The 20,806-nt window shown below is 61.1% G+C and carries 19 protein-coding genes and 1 pseudogene; 11 read left to right on the top strand and 9 right to left on the bottom strand.

Annotation, left to right across the window (positions count from 1 at the left end; all coding sequences use genetic code 11):
* Positions 1–8: 8 nt before the first annotated feature.
* From LFT43_RS08830 to LFT43_RS08820, 3 genes are all read left to right on the top strand, one after another.
* Positions 9–1,442 carry an MFS transporter gene (locus tag LFT43_RS08830; RefSeq protein ID WP_395802357.1) on the top strand — a complete coding sequence of 478 codons (1,434 nt, stop codon included), beginning with the start codon at positions 9–11 and terminating at the stop codon, positions 1,440–1,442.
* A gap of 86 nt (positions 1,443–1,528) precedes the next feature.
* On the top strand, positions 1,529–2,551 hold the full coding sequence (locus LFT43_RS08825; protein WP_395802354.1) for a LacI family DNA-binding transcriptional regulator: 1,023 nt from the start codon (positions 1,529–1,531) through the stop codon (positions 2,549–2,551).
* Between the two features lie 65 nt (positions 2,552–2,616).
* Complete coding sequence (locus tag LFT43_RS08820; protein WP_395802352.1) at positions 2,617–3,162, top strand: heme-degrading domain-containing protein; 546 nt, start codon at positions 2,617–2,619, stop codon at positions 3,160–3,162.
* A gap of 578 nt (positions 3,163–3,740) precedes the next feature.
* Here LFT43_RS08820 and LFT43_RS08815 read toward each other — a convergent pair.
* The 7 genes from LFT43_RS08815 to LFT43_RS08785 form a co-directional block, all read right to left on the bottom strand.
* On the bottom strand, positions 3,741–4,532 hold the full coding sequence (locus LFT43_RS08815; RefSeq protein WP_395802350.1) for a DeoR/GlpR family DNA-binding transcription regulator: 792 nt from the start codon (positions 4,530–4,532) through the stop codon (positions 3,741–3,743).
* Positions 4,533–4,626: 94 nt separating this feature from the next.
* Entirely contained in the window at positions 4,627–5,376 is a 750-nt protein-coding gene (locus LFT43_RS08810) for an SDR family NAD(P)-dependent oxidoreductase (protein ID WP_395802348.1), read from the bottom strand.
* Positions 5,377–5,527: 151 nt separating this feature from the next.
* A complete protein-coding gene (locus LFT43_RS08805; protein WP_395802346.1) occupies positions 5,528–6,523 on the bottom strand; it encodes a Gfo/Idh/MocA family protein in 996 nt (331 codons plus the stop codon).
* Entirely contained in the window at positions 6,520–7,422 is a 903-nt protein-coding gene (locus LFT43_RS08800; RefSeq protein WP_395802344.1) for a sugar phosphate isomerase/epimerase family protein, read from the bottom strand. Before LFT43_RS08800 ends, LFT43_RS08805 begins: the two co-directional genes overlap by 4 nt.
* A gap of 2 nt (positions 7,423–7,424) precedes the next feature.
* Positions 7,425–7,994, bottom strand: coding sequence for a VOC family protein (locus LFT43_RS08795; RefSeq protein ID WP_395802342.1), 570 nt, complete (start codon positions 7,992–7,994; stop codon positions 7,425–7,427).
* A complete protein-coding gene (locus LFT43_RS08790) occupies positions 7,991–8,986 on the bottom strand; it encodes a LacI family DNA-binding transcriptional regulator (protein ID WP_395802340.1) in 996 nt (331 codons plus the stop codon). Before LFT43_RS08790 ends, LFT43_RS08795 begins: the two co-directional genes overlap by 4 nt.
* Positions 8,973–9,956 carry a Gfo/Idh/MocA family protein gene (locus LFT43_RS08785; protein ID WP_395802338.1) on the bottom strand — a complete coding sequence of 328 codons (984 nt, stop codon included), beginning with the start codon at positions 9,954–9,956 and terminating at the stop codon, positions 8,973–8,975. Before LFT43_RS08785 ends, LFT43_RS08790 begins: the two co-directional genes overlap by 14 nt.
* 151 nt (positions 9,957–10,107) lie before the next feature.
* Between LFT43_RS08785 and LFT43_RS08780 the strand changes: the two genes are divergently transcribed.
* From LFT43_RS08780 to LFT43_RS08760, 5 genes are all read left to right on the top strand, one after another.
* The gene (locus LFT43_RS08780; protein WP_395802336.1) at positions 10,108–10,755 is read left to right on the top strand and encodes a bifunctional 4-hydroxy-2-oxoglutarate aldolase/2-dehydro-3-deoxy-phosphogluconate aldolase; all 648 of its coding nucleotides are present in this window, start codon (positions 10,108–10,110) and stop codon (positions 10,753–10,755) included.
* Positions 10,752–11,300, top strand: coding sequence for an AAA family ATPase (locus tag LFT43_RS08775; RefSeq protein WP_395802334.1), 549 nt, complete (start codon positions 10,752–10,754; stop codon positions 11,298–11,300). Before LFT43_RS08780 ends, LFT43_RS08775 begins: the two co-directional genes overlap by 4 nt.
* A gap of 377 nt (positions 11,301–11,677) precedes the next feature.
* On the top strand, positions 11,678–13,096 hold the full coding sequence (locus LFT43_RS08770) for an MFS transporter (RefSeq protein WP_395802332.1): 1,419 nt from the start codon (positions 11,678–11,680) through the stop codon (positions 13,094–13,096).
* A 183-nt stretch (positions 13,097–13,279) separates the two neighbouring features.
* Complete coding sequence (locus LFT43_RS08765; protein ID WP_395802330.1) at positions 13,280–14,092, top strand: sugar phosphate isomerase/epimerase family protein; 813 nt, start codon at positions 13,280–13,282, stop codon at positions 14,090–14,092.
* Positions 14,093–14,270: 178 nt separating this feature from the next.
* Positions 14,271–15,062, top strand: a complete 792-nt coding sequence (locus LFT43_RS08760) for an SDR family NAD(P)-dependent oxidoreductase (RefSeq protein WP_395802328.1) — start codon at positions 14,271–14,273, stop codon at positions 15,060–15,062.
* Positions 15,063–15,822: 760 nt separating this feature from the next.
* Here the strand turns inward: LFT43_RS08760 and LFT43_RS08755 are convergent.
* Positions 15,823–16,086: a type II toxin-antitoxin system death-on-curing family toxin gene (locus LFT43_RS08755; RefSeq protein ID WP_395802326.1), complete on the bottom strand. Its 264-nt coding sequence runs from the start codon at positions 16,084–16,086 to the stop codon at positions 15,823–15,825.
* Between the two features lie 392 nt (positions 16,087–16,478).
* Positions 16,479–16,839: pseudogene (locus LFT43_RS08750) on the bottom strand (ATP-binding protein); the annotation flags it as partial.
* 477 nt (positions 16,840–17,316) lie between these two features.
* Between LFT43_RS08750 and LFT43_RS08745 the strand changes: the two are divergent.
* From LFT43_RS08745 to LFT43_RS08735, 3 genes are all read left to right on the top strand, one after another.
* Positions 17,317–18,348 (top strand): LacI family DNA-binding transcriptional regulator, encoded by a 1,032-nt coding sequence (locus tag LFT43_RS08745; RefSeq protein WP_395802324.1) that lies wholly within the window; start codon positions 17,317–17,319, stop codon positions 18,346–18,348.
* Positions 18,349–18,473: 125 nt separating this feature from the next.
* Complete coding sequence (locus LFT43_RS08740; RefSeq protein ID WP_395802322.1) at positions 18,474–19,766, top strand: extracellular solute-binding protein; 1,293 nt, start codon at positions 18,474–18,476, stop codon at positions 19,764–19,766.
* Positions 19,767–19,839: 73 nt separating this feature from the next.
* The gene (locus tag LFT43_RS08735) at positions 19,840–20,805 is read left to right on the top strand and encodes a carbohydrate ABC transporter permease (RefSeq protein ID WP_395802320.1); all 966 of its coding nucleotides are present in this window, start codon (positions 19,840–19,842) and stop codon (positions 20,803–20,805) included.
* Position 20,806 lies beyond the last annotated feature (1 nt).

The raw sequence follows: 20,806 nt of genomic DNA, 5'->3' as shown, positions 1-20,806 counted from the left end.
ACTCCGTCGTGAGCCTCACTCCCCCAACAACCCATCCACCGGTACAACCCACCGGCATTTCAACCCGCGACCTGGCAAGGGCAGCCTGGGCCAGCTCCCTGGGCAGCGCTTTGGAATACTACGACTTCGCCCTGTACAGCCTGGCGTCCGCGCTGGTCTTCAGCCCGCTGTTCTTCCCCGGAAGCAACCCGGCGACCGGACTTATCCTCAGCTTCGGCACCTACTTCCTGGGATTCGCCGTCAGGCCGCTTGGCGGTGTCGTCTTCGGCCGGCTCGGCGACAGGCTCGGACGTAAGTTCGTGCTGCTGACCACCGTCCTGCTCATGGGAGGTGCCAGTACCCTCATCGGCGTGCTGCCCACCTACAACGGTTCTCCTGGCGACTGGTACGGAGCGGGCGCTGGAATCCTGGCGCCCATTCTGCTGATCGTGCTCCGTCTCATGCAAGGACTCGGCGCCGGTGCCGAAATGGCCGGGGCATCCATCCTGATGACCGAATACGCTCCCGCGCGCCGGCGCGGCTTCGTCGCGTCCCTGCCCTTCCTCGGCGTCCAAATGGGAACCGTCGTCGCGGCTCTGGCCTACTTCGTGCTGCTGAACACGAACCAGGCCCTCAAGATCACCGAGACGTGGCTGTGGCGGGTGCCGTTCCTGGCCAGCGTACTGATTCTGGGCGTCGCCATCTACATCCGGCTCAAGCTCAAGGAATCGCCCACTTTCGCCAAACTTGAACCCCACGAGCAGGTCACCGAACGACCCCTCAGGACGCTCCTGAAGCGCTCCGGGAAGACGGTCCTGCTGGGCATCGGGCTGCGCATGGCCGAAAACGGCGGCTCGTCCATCTACCAGGCCCTCGCGATCGCGTATGTCTCCAGCGCTGCCATCGGCATGAAGGGACCCATCGGGGCACTCTCGCTCGTCTTCGCCGCCGCGGTGGGCGCCGCCGTCGTGCCCCTCGCCGGGTGGCTGACCGACAAGTACGGCCGTGTCCGCACCTATCGCGCCTTCGCGATCTTCCAACTGATCGCGGCCTTCCCCATCTGGTACGCACTCAGCTTCGGTGACACCGTGCTGACCATTGTCGTTGTCTCGATCGGCCTCGGTGTTGGCACATGGGGAATGTTCGGCTCGCAAAGCGCCCTGATGTGCGAGCTCTTCGGCTCCCGGCAGCGGTATCTGGGCGTATCAGTGGCAAGGGAGGCCTCGGCCGTTGTCGCCGGGGGCATCGCTCCCCTGGTCGGCGCTTGGCTCATGTCGTTGGCGGTCACCGCTGAAGGCGGTAGTACCGTCCCGGGCGCAGGAGCCGGTGCCTGGCTCCCGATCGCGGGATACCTGGCGCTCCTAACGGCCATCACGATCGCCGCCACCTTCGCCGTGCCCGAAACCAAAGGCCGCAGCCTGGAGGATCCACGGGATGCGATCCACGAAAAGCTCGCCTCGTAGCTGAGCTGTTCCGAGGTCGCGGGTTGGTACAGTCGATAGGCGGGCAGCACCGCTCCCGCCTATCGACCCACCGGCAGGAACACAGCATGGCCCCGCGCATCACCCTCGAAGAAGTCAGCAAAGCCGCCGGCGTCTCAAAATCAACCGCGTCACTGGTCGTCCGGGGCAGCTCCCGCATTCCTGAAAGCACTGCGGTCAAGGTACGCGATGCCATGGCCCAACTCGGATACGTCTACAACCGGCAGGCGGCCAACCTCCGGGAAAGCCGTTCCATGACGATCGGCCTCATCGTCACCGAGATCGTCAACCCGTACTTCGCCGAAGTAGCGATGGCCGTCGACGAGATCACGCACGAGGCCGGCTACACCATCTTCATCGGGTACAGCCGCGACCTTGCCGAGCGCCAGCACGAAATCATCGCATCCATGATTGAGCGCCAGGTCGACGGGCTGCTTCTGCTCCCCGCGCCCGACACCGACCCCGAAAGACTCGCGAAGCAAGTCAATGCGGCCAATGTGCCGGTGGTGCTGCTCGCACGCCGCTTCGCAGGTTTCGACTACGTCGGAAGCGAGAACGTCAAGGGAGCCGGAATGCTCGCAGACCACCTCGCCGCCCTGGGCTGCAAAAGCGTCGCGTTGCTTGGCGGCCGTCCGGCACCATCGCTTCTCGAAAGGGAGGAAGGCCTCCGGGTTTCCCTGGAAAAGGCCGGCTGTGAACTGTGGAGCGTCAACGAATTCCGCAGCGCCATCACCCCCGAAGGCGGCGCATCCGCCGTCGGGCATCTTTTTGACCTGGGCAGGCTTCCCGATGCTGTGGTGGCGTACAACGACATCGTCGCCCAAGGCGTGTACGACGAAATGCGCCGCCGCGGCCTCGAACCCGGCCGCGACATCGCCGTTGCTTCCTTTGACGACACACGGATCGCCGCGAGCCAGGTTCCTCCCATGACGTCAGTGGCTGGATTCCCGCAAGAGGTCGGAGCGAAAGGCACCGAAATGCTGATGAAGCGACTCGCCGACGGCAATGAGGACATCCCGACCCAATTGATCCTCGTCCAGCCGCAACTCAGAATCCGATCATCGACGGCGACCTGGCGCCCCCGTACTTAGGCTCGCCGGACGCCGGAGCCGTTGCGAGGACGCAAGCCACTCCAACAGACAGGAAACAACCACTTATGGTCCACGACGAGACTCTTAACTCCGAGCCGGAATTCGACCCGGACTCCCACGACGAACAGCCTCAAGCGGCGTTGCAGTCCCTGATTGCCCGACTCGAAATCGAAGTCAACGACCTGCGCCTGAACAGCTTCAACCAAGCTGACGCCCTTGCCCTCGGCCTGCTTCTCGTGGATCTCGCCACCCGGCGGAACCTTCCGGTCGCCATCGACATCCGCCGAAACGAGCATGTCCTCTTCCATGTATCCCTCCCCGGAGCGACGCCCGACAACGAGCTTTGGGTTCAGAGAAAGAGCAGAACCACCGAGCGGTACGCCGAACCCTCACTACTGGCCGGACTCAAAGGCCGACTCGGCGGAGGCAGACTCGAAGACAACGGATGGTTCGACCAAAGCCGCTATGCCTCCCACGGCGGAGCCTTCCCGATACTTGTCAAAGGCACCGGCCACGTAGCAACCGCAACAGTCTCGGGACTCCCGCAAAAAGCCGACCACGACCTCGTCGTCGAAGCACTGACCACGTTCCTCAACCGCAGCAAAAACTGAGAAGGCACCATCGGCTGAACAGGCAAGAGGGCGAATGGACGGATCTTTCAAGTGCGGGCCGCCTCTGAAAGGCGATTATCACCGATCCGTGGTTCGGACACACCCAACAGCCCTCGACAGCCTACTTCAAACGCTCAGTCATGTGGCTGTGCGGCCCATTTGGAATGAAGAGGTATGAGGGAAGCTAAGAATCGGCGCAACGTTGTTCCAGGAAGGGCACAGTCATGTCGTCTCAGCCACGCCGGCGTATGAAGCAACTGGTCCCCTACCAGAACGACGCCCCAGCCCAACGACCACAGTGAAATCACGATTAGAAATGTCACGACCCAAGCGCGTCCTCCACGGACGATACAACCGGCCTCGCACAGCTACCAACTGGCAACCTAACGAAAGATCCACTATCGGCTATTTGAACGAGGGGTGCGGAGGAGGTTTGCGTTGATTCCCCATCGCGTCTGCCCAAACTCTGACCTAGCCCTGTTTTGTTACTCGCAATCCCGTTGCTGAAGGGCGTCGCGCACTGCATGGGCTTGCCCTTCAACCACGAGTCATCTGTGTTTCCCTAGAGGGACACCGGCTCAAGCTTTTTGAACTTGCACCGTATCCAAAGTTACTCCCAGGTCTCTGATCCCTTGGGCTGCTCCCTCTGCCAGCCCTGAATCTGTGACGATTCGGTCGAATCGACTCAATGGTGCAATGTCATACGTGCCAAATGTGCCGAACTTGGAACTTGCAGCCAGCAATACCGTTGTGGAGGCGACACGTATAGCAGCCAACTTCACATCTACTTTTGCATCGCTGGGCGTGGTTATCCCCCGCTGCAAGTCCCACGAGCTTGCGCTGATGAACGCAACATCGAAGTTGAGTCTTCCTACGGCTTCTGCGGCCAGTCGCCCGACACTTGACCGGTTGGAATGGTCCAGACGTCCCCCGACGTGGATCACCTCAACGTTCGTGGCTCCATAAAGGTCATCGACGATGGAGAAGTCGTTTGTTACGACACTGAGCCCGTCAAACGATGGCAGGTCGGCGGCCAAGGAGCCCGTAATGGTTCCTGCATCCAAATACACTGTCATGTCGTTCACGAGCAAAGTCCTCGCGTGGGCGGCAATTGCCTGTGCGGCTTCAGTTGTTGCCTTGTCCTGAAAACTTGGCTCATGCCGAAGGCCGCTCGCCAAACGAACACCACCGGCCACAGATATGGCCCTGCCCTCGCGTTCGAGCGCGGCGATATCACGTCGTACCGTCATATGAGACACACCCAGTAAGTCCGTCAGTTGCAGGACGCTAAGCACCGACTGTTGATGCAACAGTCGCATGAGGGCTTCGCGCCGCTGATCCGGTATGAGTGGAGTCTCTGATGCAGCCATGTGGTTCCTGTGTGGTGCGGGCGCGTGGACAGGCCAATAACCGAGGGCAACGGCGGGCAGTTGAGCGCGTGCCGTTTCCCGTTGGTTCCCCGGGTCACGTGCCCATGCCGAGGTGTGCTCCGCCTGCCACATCGAGTGTTACGCCGGTGATGTAGCGGTTGTCCGGGTCGGCAAGGAAAAGGATCGCGCGGGCGACTTCGTCGGGTTCGGCGAACCGGCGCATGGGAAGTTGCGCGGCGCGTTTGGCCCGGTTGGCGGCTGCATCGGGGCCGGAGTCTTTGGCGAATTGGGCCCACATCGGAGTGTTGACGGGGCCGGGTGCAATGGCGTTGACGGAGATGCCGTTGGGGCCGAGTATCTGGGCGAATGACCACATGATGTGAAGCACGGCGAGTTTGCTTGCGTTGTAGGGCAGGTAATTGCGGCGTGCTTCTTTGGCTGCCACGGAGGACAGGATCACGATGGCGCCTGCGGTGCCGGACTCAATCATTGACTGTGCCGTTTCCCGGACCATTGAGAACGTGCCGGAGGAGTTGATCCGCATGACGGATTCGTATTCTTCAGTCGTGGTTTCCATGATGTCCGGGGTGGTGCCCAGGACTCCGGCGGCGTGAATGAGGGCGTCGATGCGCCCGTACTTGCTTGTAATGTCGCGGACGACGGCGGCGCATTGTTCTTCGGAGGTGACGTCGAGCGGGAAGAAGGCGGCCAACTCCTGGCCCTCTTTGGGGGCTCGGTCGGCTCCTATGATGAGGGCTCCTTCGGCTCTGAGCGCATCGATGACTGCGTCGCCGATTCCGCCGCTCGATCCGGTCACCAGAACCACATGCTCTTTGAGGCTCATTTAATATTTCCGCTCATGGGTTGGCTGATCCGCGGTGTCCCTGCGGTTGGTTTCCGGACTGCTCTTTTCATCTGTCTGGTTCCTTACGTGGGGTGTTTGTACTGGGGTCCGCTTCCGGACGGCCTGTTGGGGCACGTGATGCCTTTACGGTTTAGCTGTTGGCACTCGTGGCATGGCTTTCCCATTGCCGGCCTTGTTGTTCCTCCGCGGGTAGTCCGGAGGCTGCGAGGATCCGATCGAGCAACCGCTGGGTGTGGACGGCCTCGCGACCCGAGGTGAGGGGCTGTGCCCTGTCGGCGACGCGGTCAAGGAAGTGGTGGACGGCGGCGGAGAATCCGAGTGTGTCGGTCGCTGTGGCCCAGCCGTAGGCCTCGGCGCTGAGCTCGCGTGAGGTGGTGACTCCCCCGACTGTGGTCGATACTGTTTCGGGTGCACGTACCTCCACGGTCTTTCCGTCGCCGTAGGCGTCCAGTTTTTCGTTCCAGGCACCTGCGGTTCGAGCTGCCATCAGCACTCCGGTGTTCCCGGTACTGAAGCGGATGATGGCTGCGACGCCGTCTTCTTCCCAAGGGTCATCGCCGGCTGCGTGCGCGGCCACGTCCACGGGTTCGCCGCCGCAGTACCAGCGGAGCAGATCGACCATGTGGATGGCGTTCTCGAACGTTGCGCGGTATTCCGAGCCGGGGCGGTTCTTTTGGGCGACGCAGAAGGTAGCGCCCTTCTCGCCGAACGCCTCGCGCCCTGCCGTGTAGACAGGTGCGTAGCGGCGGTTGAAGTCGACCATCAGGATGCGGCCGCGCTCGTCGGCGAGGTCCGCCAAACGTTCTGCCTCCTCGGTGGCGGGAGCCAGGGGCTTTTCGCAAAACACGTCGACGTCATTGTCCAGGCACAGCTGGACGGCGTGCGCGTGCTCGGACCGCGGTGTGAGGACGAAGACGGCGTCCAGGTCCTGGGAGGCCAGCATGTCCTCCACTGACCGGTAGGCGGCGCCGAAACCCCAGCGCCGGACCAGGTTTCCCGGGTCCTCGCGGCGGGACACCAAGGCAGCCAAGTCAACATCGTCGCGCTGAACGAGTGTGGGCAACTGGGCAATGGAGGCGATGTTGCCTGCGCCGATGACGCCGACGCGGAGGCGCTGGCCGTTCATCGGGCGTTCTCCATTTCAGCGAGATCAGTGAGCATTCCGCGCAGGGCGGCCGCTGATTCCCGGAATCCGTCCTCGGGGGTTGGGAGGTCTTGCGGGTGCCAGCGGTACTCGTACTCGATGCTCAGCAGGTCATCGTAGCCGTGGCGCAGCAGCGCCGCGAGGATCTGGGGCCAGGGAAGGACGCCGGTGCCGACGACCCGTGATCGGACGGCGCGCTCGGACGCGTCGACGCGGGCCGTCTCCGTTGCGCGGAAGGCAGCGGAGGGATCGGTGAATACGAGGTCCTTGACGTGTACGTGACCGACCAGATCGCCTTGAACGGCAAAGGCCTCCTCGAACGTCTCGTCGTGGGTGAAGGTCAGGTTGGCCTGGTCGTAGAGAACACGAACGGCTGGATGCGCAACCTCCCGGACGAGCGCCGCGGTTTCGGCCGCAGTCTGGGTCATGGTGCCGAAATGGTTCTCCACGCACAGACGAACCCCGGCCTGTTCAGCCTCAGGTGCCAGGGTCTGCAGGGCCTCCCGCAGTCTCGCCCATCGCCTGGCATGATCGGTGTCCCCCGGATGCCAGGATCCCGCGTACACGCGCACCCGGTCGGCCCCGAGCAAATGCGCGGTCTCAATCGCGCCACGGAATTCCTCTACTCCCCCGCGCCATTCACTCTCATCCAGAGCGTTGATGGCCGTGGTGTAGGGCGTAAGGCCAATGATGGGCAGGCCCTCATCTTCCGCTGCCCTCAATGCCTCCATGGCGGCGCGCCGGTCCCCCTGAGGGAGACCCGAAGTGTAGCCGTCCTGGTAAATGACTTCTGCGGCATCGAGCCCTGCGGCTCGGAAAAGCCTGATTGCTTGGGGGACCGTATGGTCCGGGGTGCCTAGTGTGTGGCCTGCCAGTCGCATATTTAGACGTCCTTCCTGAAAGTGTCTTGAGTTGCTGCCCAGTCCGCGGGACCGACCAGTCGTGGTGGGGTTGCGACGCGGGATCGGTCGACGATTTCCATCAGCAGCCCCCAGGGGGTGATGAAGTAAGTCCAGCGGTTGCCCGCCACGCGGGGACTGTCGCCGGCGACTTCCTTGCGCTCCCCGAGCACGCGTACTCCCGGGGTTTCCCGCAGCACGGCGACCGCTTCGTCTACGTCGTCCACAACGAAGCACAGGTGGTGGCCGCCTGCGTCGCAATGCCGTGGCGGGGTTTCCCGCCGTTCAGCGCTGCTCCATTCGAAAAGCTCGATGTTCAGGTTCGGAGGCAGCCGCAGCATGGCGAGAGTGAGCCGGGCATCAGAAGGGACATCGAAGTTCGTGGGCATGAACTCGGGGTCGGGTCCGCGGTCGGAGCGGTACAACTCCTCGGCGCCGAGTACCCCGACGAAGAACCTGATTGCGTCCTCGAGGTTCGGAACTGTCAGACCGACGTGGTCGGTGTGCCGCAGCCCGGGCAGCCGGCGCAGCGTCCTGGTGTTGGCCCCGGTCATTTGCGCGGCCCTGAGGTGGAGGCGCGCACCAGAAGTTCAGGTTCCAGAACGACGTGGTCTACCGATCCGTTCAGGTTCTGCTTCTCTGCCAGTTCGATGGCAATGTTTCCCATGTCGGCGATCGGCTGCCGCACTGTGGTCAGAGGCGGGTTGAACCGGGCGCCCAATGCCAAGCCGTCAAAGCCCATGACCGATACGTCCTCCGGCACGCGAATACCGCTTTGGCCAAGGGCCGAGATCACCGCGAAGGCGACCATGTCATTGGCGGCGATAATCGCCGTCGGGGGATTCTCCATCTCAAGAAAGTGCTTTGCCGCGCGCGCCCCTGCGTCCGGATCGGAGCCGCTGTCGAGGACAAGGGCCGTGCTGCTGCCTTCCGCTGACAGCTCCAGATACGCGTCCATCCGGTCCTGCGCAGTGTGGGTCCCGGAGATACCGGAAACATAGCCGATCGAGGTGTGCCCCAGGGAACGCAGGTGCTCCAGGGCGAGGACTATTCCGCGGCGGCTGTCGACGGTGACCGTTGGAACCGAAGAGTCGCCTTCCACCCGGTCGATCACTACCACCTTGTGGCCAAAATCGAAGCGTTTCAGCGCCTCGGTATCGACTTTCGTCGAGGGCGCGACGATTCCGAAGGGGGCGTACATGGCCTGCATGGCGGTGAAGTATCCCTCGGTCTTTGCAGGGTCCCCATTGGTGACGCAGAGCAGCAGCTGGTAGCCGCGCTCATCAGCGGCCTGCGTCATCGTCTTGGCAAGTTCTGCAAAGAACGGGTTGGTGATGTCAGGCACGATCAGGGGGATGAACGTGCTGGTCTTGGTCCGAAGAGCCTGGGCGAGCGGGCTCATCGTGTAGCCGAGCCCCTCGGCGATGCGGAGGATGTGTTCACGTGTTTCGCTTTTTACCGCTTCCGGACGGGAGAATGCCCGGGAGACGGTGGACCGGTGGACACCGGCCGCCTTCGCGACAACGTCAATACTAAGGTCTGCCATCTTCTCTTCCTCCGTGGTCGTCATATGCCTGCCAAATCGGGCGCATCGTATCTTCAAGCTGGGCCAGCGTCGGCAGCCCCCGGAATCCATCTTCCAGCGTTTTCGCGACACGGCGCACGAACGCATCATAGAGAGGGTCACTGTCAACGCCGATCACGGCGGACTCTGTTGCCCCGTCCAGCGTGGTGAACGTGGCAGAACCGTCTGAGTCGACTGAGGCGAATCCGGCCTCGCCTGCCGACGTGTAGCTGCAGTAGCGCTTCAACGGCGAACCCGGGAACGCGTACCCCACCTCGATGATGGCTTCACGCCCGCTCGGGGTGGTAATGATGAGGCTGGCATGGTCCTCAACACCCGCACCGTGCAGAACGGAAGAGAGCCGGGAATCAACGTTCTCCGCTGACTCGTTACTGCCCTGCAGGAACAGATCGACAAAATGCGGTGCCAGATTCGCCAGGCAACCACCACCTGCAGCAGCAGGGTCCAGCATCCAAGGATTGCCGTTATCCAGGTAGCGCGAGGGCGGCCCGGCGATAAAGGAGATTCTCTGGTACGTCGGACGACCGGCCTTGGCCAGCCAACGGTCAATGGGGCCGCCCCGCTGAACGAACGGGACTGTCGCGGGCACACCGGCCGCTTCCGCGGCCATCCGCACCTGGACAAGTTCCGCAAGGGAGGTGCCCAGAGGCTTCTCTACAACGAACGGAATGCCGCGCTCGATCAGCGCAAGACACTTTTCCGCCATGCCACTGTGCGCGCCGAAGACATAGGCAAGACCGAGATCCGGCAAATCCACCAGGCTCCGCCAGTCAACCTCCACGGGAGCGCTCCACGCCTCCGCCAGTCCCCGGACGAGCGATACGTCCTCGTCACTGATGCCGACGACCTGGTGTTCTTCGCCGATCGCCCGCGCACAGAGCGGGACGTGCCAGTGCGAAGCACCAAGGATGATCGTGCGTGGTCCACTCATCTGGCAGCCCCTTCGCTAAGTATGAGATCGATTGCTGAGATCGGTTGCAATAACAGTATGGATGGTGGGAGAGTTTGTCAACGACACTTCAAGAGTGGCCCAGGGATGCTCCGGAATAAGGAAGCCGCCCGGGCCGGAAGAAAGGCCAGAAATGTACAAGAAACTTCGCACCCTCAAGACAATCGACCGGTCCGGCGCCGTCCTCATCGTGCGCCTTGGGAACGAAGACCTGGCAGAACGCGTCGCCGAAGCGGCGATCGCCGGAGGTTTTCGCGCCCTTGAAATCACGCTCTCGATCCCGGGTGCAGTGGACGTGATCCGACGGCTCTCTGCCAAGCACGGGCCCAATGGAGTAGCGATCGGAGCCGGAACAGTTCTGGACGAGCACTCAGCCTATGAGTGCATCCGCGCCGGCGCCGACTTCCTGGTCAGTCCCCAGCTCAACCGGGCAATGATCCGTACGGCCAACCGGTACCAGGTACCGACAATCAGCGGCGCATACACACCGACGGAACTAGTTGAGACTGCCGAAGCCGGCGCTGACATCCTCAAGCTCTTCCCCACCGAAGCCGGCGGCATCCCCTACGTGAAATCGGTCCTCGCCCCGCTGGCGCACCTGCCGGTCATGCCGGCAGGCGGCGTCACCCCCGGGAATGTCGCCGAATGGTTCGCCGCCGGCGTCGCCTGCGTTGGCGTCGGCAGTGCCGTGACCAAAGCATGGCAGCCCGACGGCGACTTCTCCCGTGTCACCGAGGCCGCCAGGGAGTTCCTGTCGGCAGTGGCAGAGGCACGCCAATGACGGTCCCCAAAGTCTTCATTGTCATCGGCCCTGCAGGATCCGGAAAGACGACCATTGCCCAGCAAACAGCAAAAGAGCACGGAGCTGCATATCTGGACAAGGACCGGATCTGTGGCCGCCTTGTCGAGTTTGCTTTGAAGGAAGCCGGACACGACCCCGGCGATCGGGAATCCAATGGGTTTTACCGGGAGAATGTTCTGCCCCTGGAGTACGAGACGCTCATGGATATAGCCGGAGCGAATCTGCGACTGGGACGATCGGTCGTACTCGATGCACCCTTCGGTGCATACTTCGCCGTACCGGACTACCTGACGCGCGCCGCGGAAGAATTCCACTGGCCTCCCACGGAGACCACGGTGGTGCGAGTGCAGGTCCCCCAGGATACTCTCCGGGGCCGACTCATTCAGCGGGGCCTGGAGAGGGACCGCTGGAAACTTGCCCATTGGGACGAGTACTGGGCATCGTACGGCAGCTTGGACTGCACCTGGTCCGGAGTCCGCTTCCTTGATCTCAACAATGAGAAGTCCCTGCCAATTCAGGGATGACTCTTTTGGTCCGGCTCGTGTGGATAGGCCCCGCTTGTCCTCTCGTTACGTGCTGGCGACAGGTTTGGACCTCCGTTCCCTGAATCGAAAATGACCGTTGACAGAGCGGGCAAGCCTACGTATCGTTGCTTGCAACCGATCTCAGCAACCGATCTCATTCATGAAATTGTTGCAATCGATCTCACGGGGAAGAGGCTCGATCAGCTTCTTCCCCACAGCAAGTCAGGCAGCGCCTATGCGTTGCGCCGGCTCTTGGCCTTGGCAGTCGATTGTCCCGTCGAGCCGGGTTACAGCCGGGCGAGACCCGCACACCGTTTCAGGTGTCCGGGAATATTCCAATACCCCTCCGCAGCAAACGTGAAAATATGGAGAGTTCAATGAAGACCTCAAAAGAAGCCGTCGGCAGTCCAGACCCTTCGGAGTTAGCCGACGTGTCTGAGCACCCTCGCCGCACCGTCAATATGGTGGCAGGCACGATCGGCCACTTCGTGGAGTGGTACGACTGGTACGTCTACGGGCTGCTGGCTGCGGTGTTCGCGGGACAGATATTCCCAAGCGAGTCGCCGTTCGCCTCCCTTATCGCAGCACTGCTCACCTACGCGCTCGGGTTTGTTGTACGCCCGCTCAGCGGAATCATCATCTCTCCACTGGCCGACCGTTTCGGCCGACGGCTCATCCTGACGCTGTCCATCTCCGGGATGGCGCTCGGCTCTCTGATCATCGGTCTCACCCCTTCATTTGCGACCATCGGCTATGCAGCGCCCGTCCTCTTTCTGGTTGCACGCATCCTCCAGGGCATCTCGGCCGGTAGTGAGGGACAGAGCGCCATCGCCTTCATGGTGGAACACGCTCCCGCGAACCGGAGGGGCCTGTTCGGTTCGTTCACCAACATGGCGAGCGGCCTCGCAACCCTCGTCGCGACCGGCGCCGCGGCAATGGTGACATCATCCTTTGCTCCAGCGGACCTCGCCGCCTGGGGTTGGCGCATCCCGTTCGTCGTGGGGGGCATCCTCGGCGTCGTCGGTCTCGTCATACGAGCCCGCTCAGATGAGACCCCTGAGTTTGAGGCAACTGCTCTCGTCGATCAAAAGTCCGCCGCGGCCCGCCTGATGGACCTGCTTCGCGAACACCCGAAGGCGCTGCTGCAGGCAGCAGCGCTCTCTGCCCCGGCCGTGGCCTACTACACCTGGGCCACCTTCCTTCCCACCTACGCCAAGCTGACCACCGGCCGGGACCTGGCCTCCACCCTGGCCGGAAACGTTATCGGGCTCGCCTTGCTCGTCATCATCGTGCCGATCTGTGGCGCGCTCTCTGATCGACTCGGCCGACGCAGAATCTTCCCAATCATCGGTGCCATCGGCATGATCGTCCTCTTCTACCCCATGCTGCTGCTGCTGAACCAGCCGGGCTTCTGGGTATACGTTCTGGTATCGGCGTCCGGGTGGGTGGTTCTCGGTATCTGGCAGGCCGTCTACCCGACCATCCAGGCAGAACTGTTCCCAGCTGCGGTACGGGTATCCGGCATCGGCTTCGCACACCAAATCGTCATCGCCGTCTTCGGTGGTACCGCGCCGCTGATCGCCGCAGCCTTCGTCGGCGCCGGACATCCCATGTACGTCGCGGTCTACATGATCGCCATTGTCGCCCTCTGCCTCATCGTCTACTTCACCCTCCCCGAGACCGGCAGCCGGGCCGGCCGTGCCACCGTAGCTCCGGCCGACCCCGAGGTACTCGAAGGCGAGCACCTGCTCTTGAGCACTTCGTCGGCCACCGGCGAGGCGAAGCGTTCCCGGTAGGCACGCTTGTCCCCAGGAAGCCGTGGCAGCTCGACCGGGCAAGAAGGGGCGTGTCTGCCCCGGGGTCTCTTCGAGCCGCCCGGCTCTCCAAAGGTGCGATCCCTTACACAGGATCTAAATCCACATTGCGTTATGGATAAAACAAGTTTTCTCCATAGGCGCAGAACTGAGAGGATAATCTATATGATTATTAGTACATTTTCCTATCTATGGTCAGCTACGGCAATTGATGCGATTGCGGAACTGGTCGACAATGGGTATGAGACCTTTGAAGTTCCGATTAGCTCGCCACATTGTTGGCCGGACGAAATATCCAGCTCGGAACGCTCAGAAATTTATGCAAGACTCGATGAATACGGCGCCAAAATCAGGTCGCTCAATGCCGGCGGATATGACATCAATCTGGCTAGCCCTGCCGCTAATATGCGCCGAAAAAGTGTTGAGCACATTAAGTCGGTGATTGACTTGGCTGCAGCCTGGAATGTCCCCGAGCTTGTGATATCCCCCGGCACAAGACGTCCCATGATTTCACCGTCACTCGAAAAAGCCCATGGGTGGATGTACGAGAGTCTGGAGAATCTCATTCCGTTGGCCAAACAGGCTGGCACACGACTACTTTTAGAAAACACTCCTTATTGCTTCACTCCTACCATCCAGGACCTGGCAGGTATCGTAAGCACGGTCAACGACGATTCACTCAAGATCGTGTATGACGTCGCGAATGCTGCTTACATAGGAGAGGACCCCGTAGATAGTTTGCTCTCCACCCACGAATCAATTGGACTTGTGCATATTTCCGATACGAGCACCGAAACCTGGGGTCATGATCCAATCGGCACTGGAGTGATCGACTGGGATGGATTAGGCAAGGCCGTCAAAACAAGCTGCGGGGTCGATAACGTTGTTCTTGAGATCATTCGCGAAGAGAACCCTGTACACGAATTCAAGAAAGCGATGCGGGATCTCAAGAATCAGGGCTGGGAACTAGTAAATTAACTCCCGCTGGATCTCGCTGCACATCGGCCGATGTTTTTAAAAAAAGTAATGGAATCGGTTTTACATTGGGAATTGAACTGCAAAGCGACCTGAGAAGTCTGCGGTCTATGATTTTCTATCATATTTTGGTAGTCAAATATGATTCCCATGTGAATCCCTGTGAAAAGGAGTGCGTGCGATGAGAGCTTTGGTCAGTGGCGGAAGTAGCGGCATAGGCGCAGCTACATGCCTGAGACTCGCAGAGGCGGCTCTCGCTCGGGGAGTGCACCCGATGATTGCGGTGTGTGGACACGAATCGAACACTAGCCAAGAACAAGTTGTTCGTTCAATCCAGTCAGTGGGAGGTACCGCCATCGCATTGGCGGGCGACCTCGGTGATCCCGAAGTGCCAAGTCAGCTCGTAGGAGCTGCGGTAGCCGAGTTCGGTGGGCTAGACGCGTTGGTGGCGAATGCCGGAATCGCTAGCCCTGGCGCAATATGTGACCTATCCCTTGAGGACTGGGACGGCATGTTCTCCGTCAACCTGCGCGGCGCGTGGCTTCTTGCCAAAGCAAGCTACGCACATTTGAGGCATAGCCGCGGTTCCGCTTGTTTTACCTCTTCAATGTCTGGCCAGCTGCCACATGCCGGATCGGGTGCTTACAGCCCCAGCAAGGCTGCATTGACAATGCTAGCCCAAACACTCGCGCTGGAATGGGCACCTGACGGAATTCGTGTAAATGTGGTATCCCCGGGTATGACCCATACAGGGATGACTGAAAAAATGTATGCCGATCCCAAAATTAAGAAAGCAAGGGAAGATATTATCCCGTTGTCAAGAATTGGAGACCCCATGGACATTGCGAACGTGATCGAATTTCTTGTAGGCCCGCTATCTGGCTATGTCACCGGGCAAGACATCTGTGTCGATGGTGGCTTCTCTAAGTCTATTCTTAGCCATATTCCCGGTCGACCTAGCTCTAAATCTTGAAGCCCCGGTGCCCTTCGCCGCACCGCCGGGGAAGGCCGACGGTGGGGGCGCTACCATCTATCAACGCTTATGGTCGCTTCGAGACGTCACCAACCGCACCTACACCCCGGCCAGCACAACATGGCAACATCCGGGAGCCGGTTCTGCGTTCTGGCCGCCGGAACAGCAAGTTGAGCCCGGAGGCTACTACCGGGCCTGGGTAATCAACCAGGGATCAAAAACCACACCAATGACCACTGCACGATCCTCAACCGACTCAACAGGCGTCATTTTCGACTGGGCACTCTCCCAGTAATTCACAGATCGTCAGTTGTCCCGAATGCTCCGGGCTTAGTGCTGGCGCCGGTCATGCGGACGCGTCAGCGACATCAGTCACCGCGATTTCCGAGGCCGCATAGGAAAGTGCGGAATGGCAAGTCCCGCCACATCAATCGTCCCGCCTACCGATACGGTTGCTATTGGGCGGAGTCACACCCAACAACCGCGAAAAGTCAAGTTTTGTCAGCAGTCAGGGCCAAATAGGCACCTGACCTGTGGAAACACTGTGCCCAAGGTGGGACTCGAACCGGACTCCAGGCCTTGAAAACACAGGGAACTCCAGAAAACATGGCGAATCCGGCTCAGTCCGGTGCCGGTACAACCCAGTCCGACGGCCAGAGTGTGCACATTGTGCACACTCTGTTTTTTGGCCTTCCAACTCCCCTCCGACTGCTCATCGGGAATTCCGAGCCGTTAGCATTTGGGAGCGCCTCCACGGCACCTACCGTCGAGTCAGGTCTTTCAGGATCAGGATGGCGCTGCTCTGCAAGTCCACGTCTCCCGCAGCAACTCCGCCAACCAGGTCGAAGGCCTCGTCGGTGTTGAAGTCGTGCCGGTAGCCGTTGATCCACAACAGCAGGACCATGAGCGTCCAGGCGGTGCGTCTGTTTCCATCGATGAGCGGGGTAAAACTGGCCACGCACTCGAGGAGTGCCACCGCCTTCATGGCCAGTTGAGGATAGGCCTCGACGCCCAGCGGAAACAAGCGTTGGTGCCTTTGTCCTCGGAACCGGACTCGGCGCCGGCGGGGCTGGGGCTGTCCTTCTTTTTTGCGCTAAATTTTCCCTGCTTAAGGAGTTATGAAATGACGATCCTCAACGTATCGCTCGCCGTTGCCGTCGTTCTAATGATCGTATTTGGCGCGTCTTTCGTGGTCACAGCAGGGGGCAAGAAGGAGAATGCGCCGCGCCGTTAGACCTACGCGCTGCCACGCCAATGTTCGCCGGTATTGTGTTGGCATTAGCCATCACGGATTTCGTCTCCCGTTGAGCCACCGCTCCCCTTGAGCGCTCGGCACCAGTACCCTCGAAATTCGTTCGCGTCGCTGGGGTAATAGAGCAATGATCACCAGGAAATGGCCAGCAGTCATCTGAGCTGGCCTTTGCGGATCCATTCCCTTGTGGCAACGGTGTGGATGGTGGCCGCGTTGATGTTGGGGTCCGCGTCGAAGTCAAAGTCCCCGAGCCATTTATCCCTCGGGAAGCCCGCTGATTTGACCCGGCGGATGGAGGAGCGCCTGTCTCGGTCATCGCATTCGGCAAGCAGCAGTTCAGCGAGGAAGCCCTGGTTGGAGAGCTGTTCCTTTCCCGCGTCGACTAATGCTTCGTTGAGGACGGCGCGGATGGTGGGCAGCCGAAGACGCCGGCTGGCCTGGTCCACGGCGGCGACGGCTTGTTCGGTCAGGCCCCGTCGCCGACGCCCGGGGCTGGGACACGAGAACGGGTGCGGCGGGGCTCATAAGACGTGCTCCATGATCGGGGTTTTCTGGATGGGGGCCGGTGGTGTTGGTGGTGCGTTTCTTCAGGAGCTGCCCTGGGCAACGCGGCGACGGGCGCAGCCCGGACCAAAAACACCTACCTCCCCGAACGCTATTACCGCCTCGCTGCCGGACGAGGCAAACAACGAACCATCGTCGCGATCGAACATTCTCTGCTCACCCCGATCTGGCACATACTCGTGAACAATCTCGACTCCCAGGAACTCGGACCCGACCACTTCACTCGACTCAAGACCACCGGCGTCATGCGTAGCATCACCAAACAAGCCACGCACTCGGCCTCGCCGTCCGCTTCGACCCCATCCGTCGGACCGCGGCGGCAACCTGAACCCACTCACCATCCACATTCGGGTCAGTCAACCCGAATGGTTGACATGAAAAACCGTTTTAGCTAATGTGACTTGCACAACAAAGTGAAAAAACGTTTTGCAAAGGAGCATGGTGGCGGCAAGAGTAGGCATCCGCGATGTAGCGAAAGCCGCACAGGTATCCGTTACGACAGTGTCGCACGCCCTGAATGACCGGCGTGGTTCCCGCATCAGCGCCGCCACCCGGGAACACGTCCGCTCGGTCGCCGAGGGCCTCGGCTATGCGCCGAACCGGCTGGCGAGTGGGCTGCGGAACAACCGCTCGTACCTGATCGGCCTGGTCAGCGACGAGATTGCGACGACTCCTTTTGCGGGCGACATGATCCTGGGCGCCCAGGATGCCGCTTATGAGCGGGGGTGTGTCCTGATGATGCTGGACAGCGCCCGCGACGGTGAGCTGGAAAAACGACAAGTCAGCACCTTGCTTCAACACCAGGTCGATGGCATCGTCTACGCGAGGATGTACCACCAGCGGATCGATCTCCCGGCTGAACTGGCTGGCATACCGACCGTTCTCCTGGATGCCTTCTCGTCCGAGAGGGAAGTGTCCTCGGTGGTTCCGGACGAGGTGGAAGCCGCCCGGGCTGCCGTGTGGTTCCTGATCGGTGCGGGGCACCGGAATGTCGGATTCATCAACAATGTCGATGACATTCCTGCTACCCACGGACGCCTCGCCGGCTATCAGGAGGCCCTGAAGGAGAACGGGATTGAATTTGATCCCGCTATGGTTACCGCAGCGGCATCCGTGGCTTACGGCGGCAGGGTCGCTGCGATGGAGTTGCTGTCTCGGCCCTCGAGGCCTACGGCGCTGTTTTGCTTCAACGACCAGATGGCCATGGGCGCCTATCAGGCGGCTGGAGCCCTGGGCCTGCGGATCCCGCAGGATCTGTCGGTCATCGGGATTGACAATCTCGAACTGATCGCTGGGGGCCTTTGGCCTGGCCTGACAACCGTAGCCCTCCCTCACTACGGGATGGGGCGTTGGGCCGTGACGCAGCTTTTGGACGAGATCGAAAAGCCTGACGAGGTGGAACCCGTCCAGATGATGTTCGACTGCCCGCTGGTCCAGCGCGGGTCAGTCGCACCGCCACTGCAGATCTGAGGCAGCGGCGCACCGCAAGTAACCCATGCTTCGCACAAAAAATGGGAACGTGGCCGCTGCAACGGCCACGTTCCCGGGCGGAACCGAACCATCAACGCAAGAATCAACAGAAAGTTTCACCAACCATGAACATTCGTTTCAAGCGGTTCCTGGCCGCAAGTCTAACCTCCGCCGCCCTTGTGGGCAGCATGGCAGCCTGCGGAACAGGTGGCGGCAACTCCAAGGATGGAGCCAATGGCGAGCTCACCCTTTGGACCCACAATGCTGGAAACCCGGACGAATTGGGGGCCATCCAGTCCGTTGTGGATGCCTACAACCAGAGCCAGAGCAAGGTGAAGGTCAAGGTCCAGGCATTCCCGCAGGACTCCTACAACGACTCGGTCGTCGCTGCGGCCTCGGCGAACAAACTGCCCTGCATTGTCGACATTGACGGGCCGAACGTCCCGAACTGGGCATGGTCGAAATACCTAACGCCGCTGAAACTCAGTGCGGATCTGTCCAAGAACCTGCCTAGCACCCTGGGGAAATGGAACGGCCAGACCTACTCGGTCGGATACTACGACGTCGCCTTGGCCATGCTGGCCCGCGCATCGGACCTGAAGGCGGCGGGCGTGAGGGTGGCTACCGTGGACAAGCCCTGGACCCACGACGAATTTGACGCCGCCCTGGCAGCGTTGAAGAAGCTGGGCAAGTGGGACAACCCGCTGGACCTTGGGACGGCCGGCACCGGCGAATGGCTACCCTACGCCTACTCCCCGTTCCTGCAGTCGTTCGGCGGGGATTTGATCAACCGCAACGATTTCCAAAGCGCTGACGGGGCCCTCAACGGTGACAAGGCAGTCGAGTGGGCCAACTGGTTCCACGGCCTGATTACCAAGGGCTATGCGGCGCAGAAGAGCGGCAAGGACTCCACGGCAGATTTCCTGAACAACAAGAGCGCCATCGTCTACACAGGCAGCTGGGCCGCGGACAAGGCACGCACAGCGCTGGGCGATGACCTGGTTGTCATGCCCTCCGTGGACCTGGGCAACGGCCCGAAGATCGGCGGCGGATCCTGGCAGTGGGGTGTGACCACTGGCTGCAAGAACCCGGACGCGGCGATGGACTACCTCTCCTTCTCCCTCAAGCCGGAAAACATCGCCAAGGTTGCCAAGGCAACCGGCACGATTCCGGCTACCGATGCCGCTGCCGCCCTGGTCCCCGGTTTCGAGCCGACCGGCAAGAACCGGCTCTTCCTTGACTTCTCCAAGAAGTCTGCCGTGCTGCGGCCCGAAACGCCGGCCTATCCGTTCATCGCTACCGAGTTCGGCAAGGCCGCCCAGGACATCATTTCCGGCGCTGACCCGAAGCAGGCTCTGGACAAGGCCGTCAAGAACATCGATTCAAACATCAAGTCCAATAACGGCTACAAGAGCTAGCCAGCCTCCGGGGTGCCGCGGCGCGATCCAACCGGCGAGGCACCCCGGACCGGACCACACAGGACCAGTCACCATGAATTCCTCTTCAGCCCCGGCATCCTTGCCGGCAACCACCCGTGTCATCCCTTCAACACCCTCACTTCAGAAACCACGTCAGCTCAGGAAATACCACCGGCGCGAGCAGCGAGCCGGATGGGCCATGCTGAGCCCGGCACTTCTCCTGCTGCTGCTCTTCGTGTTCGTGCCGGCGATGCTCGCCTTTGGCCTGGCCTTCACCAACGCACGTTTGATCTCACCAAACCCGCCGACATTCGTCGGCCTGGACAACTTCGTACGCCTCTTCGGAGATGAAGGGTTCTACCGGGCCCTCCTGAACGTCGCCTATTTCGCCGTCATAGTCGTGCCGCTGCAGGCCGGTGTGGCGCTGCTCATGGCGCTGCTGGTCAATGCGAAGGTCCGCGGGGTCAACTTCTTCCGCACCGTGTATTTTCTGCCCGTGGTCACCTCCATGGTGGTCGTCTCCCTCCTGTGGTTGTTCATCTACCGTCAGGACGGCCTGCTCAACGAAATCATCACCAGGCTGACCTTCGGTACGGTCCACGGACCGGACTGGCTGAACAACACCACCACCGCCATGCCAGCCATCATCCTGATGTCGGTCTGGCAGGGCGCCGGCTTCCACATGATCATCTGGCTCTCCGGACTGCAGACCATTTCAGCTGAACTATACGAAGCAGCTGACATCGACGGCGTCAGCCGGTGGCAGAGGTTCCGGTACATCACCTGGCCGGGGCTTTCCTCCACCCGGAGTCTGATCCTGATCACCATCACGATCCAGGCACTAAGCCTGTTCACACAAGTTAACGTGATGACCCAAGGCGGACCGCTGGATTCAACGACCACGATCGTCTACCAAGCCGTCCGCGCCGGATTCAAGCAGCAGGAAACCTCCTACGCCTCAGCGATTTCCCTGGTTTTCTTCGCACTGGTCCTCATCATCTCCGCAGTACAGCGCTACCTCACCCGAGAGAAGTCCTAAC

The organism is Arthrobacter sp. FW306-04-A (assembly GCF_044358315.1).
Classification (GTDB): domain Bacteria; phylum Actinomycetota; class Actinomycetes; order Actinomycetales; family Micrococcaceae; genus Arthrobacter.
This window is presented reverse-complemented; position numbering and strand designations above follow the sequence as displayed.